Raw genomic sequence first — 1,714 nt, 5'->3', positions numbered from 1 at the left:
GATCTGATGTGAGCCTTGGTAGTTCGGTGTCATCCGGAACGCCGGTGACACTGGACACCATATTGGACCATGCAATGGTGTGTTGACACTACGTCAACACCCGCCAACATAACCCCCCTCGCACCGGGAATCAGGTACGAGGGTATTCATTCCGGTTGATCCTGCCGGAGGCCATTGCTATTGGGATCCGATTTAGCCATGCTAGTTGCACGAGTTCAGACTCGTAGCGAATAGCTCAGTAACACGTGGCCAAACTACCCTTCGGAGCACCATACCCTCGGGAAACTGAGGCTAATAGTGCATCTCACACTCACCCTGGAATGGCGAGTGTGTCAAACGCTCCGGCGCCGAAGGATGTGGCTGCGGCCGATTAGGTAGACGGTGGGGTAACGGCCCACCGTGCCGATAATCGGTACGGGTCATGAGAGTGAGAACCCGGAGACGGAATCTGAGACAAGATTCCGGGCCCTACGGGGCGCAGCAGGCGCGAAACCTTTACACTGCACGACAGTGCGATAAGGGGATCCCAAGTGCGTAGGCATAGAGCCTACGCTTTTGTACACCCTAGGGAGGTGTCCGAATAAGGGCTGGGCAAGACCGGTGCCAGCCGCCGCGGTAATACCGGCAGCCCGAGTGATGGCCGATCTTATTGGGCCTAAAGCGTCCGTAGCTGGCCGTGAAAGTCCATCGGGAAATCCACCCGCTCAACGGGTGGACGTCCGGTGGAAACTTCACGGCTTGGGACCGGAAGGCGCGACGGGTACGTCCGGGGTAGGAGTGAAATCCCGTAATCCTGGACGGACCGCCGATGGCGAAAGCACGTCGCGAGAACGGATCCGACAGTGAGGGACGAAAGCTAGGGTCTCGAACCGGATTAGATACCCGGGTAGTCCTAGCCGTAAACAATGCCTGCTAGGTGTGGCTCCCACTACGAGTGGGTGCTGTGCCGTAGGGAAGCCGCTAAGCAGGCCGCCTGGGAAGTACGTCCGCAAGGATGAAACTTAAAGGAATTGGCGGGGGAGCACTACAACCGGAGGAGCCTGCGGTTTAATTGGACTCAACGCCGGACATCTCACCAGCATCGACTGTGGTAATGACGGTCAGGTTGATGACCTCGCCACGAGCCACAGAGAGGAGGTGCATGGCCGCCGTCAGCTCGTACCGTGAGGCGTCCTGTTAAGTCAGGCAACGAGCGAGACCCGCATCCTTACTTGCCAGCAACACTGCGAAGTGGTTGGGGACAGTACGGAGACTGCCGTGGCCAACACGGAGGAAGGAACGGGCAACGGTAGGTCAGTATGCCCCGAATGTGCTGGGCAACACGCGGGCTACAATGGTCGAGACAAAGGGTTCCTACTCCGAAAGGAGACGGTAATCTCAGAAACTCGATCGTAGTTCGGATTGTGGGCTGCAACTCGCCCACATGAAGCTGGATTCGGTAGTAATCGCGTGTCACAAGCGCGCGGTGAATACGTCCCTGCTCCTTGCACACACCGCCCGTCAAAGCACCCGAGTGAGGTCCGGATGAGGCGCGTTCCACGCGTCGAATCTGGGCTTCGCAAGGGGGCTTAAGTCGTAACAAGGTAGCCGTAGGGGAATCTGCGGCTGGATCACCTCCACAGACCCGAGACTCACCCACACGGGTGAGCTCACCTTTCGACCGTCACCACGACGGTCACTACTCATTCGCACGGTCCACGTCCACGTCACCGCC

General features: G+C 58.5%; 1 rRNA gene. It reads left to right on the top strand.

Annotation, left to right across the window (positions count from 1 at the left end):
- The first annotated feature begins 148 nt into the window (after positions 1–148).
- Positions 149–1,619, top strand: a 16S ribosomal RNA gene (locus ACFQEU_RS15455).
- The last annotated feature ends 95 nt before the right edge of the window (positions 1,620–1,714 follow it).

The organism is Halorubrum tibetense (assembly GCF_042661865.1).
Lineage (GTDB): Archaea > Halobacteriota > Halobacteria > Halobacteriales > Haloferacaceae > Halorubrum > Halorubrum tibetense.
The sequence above is the reverse complement of the archived record's forward strand: the minus strand, read 5'-3'. Positions and strand labels throughout refer to the sequence as shown.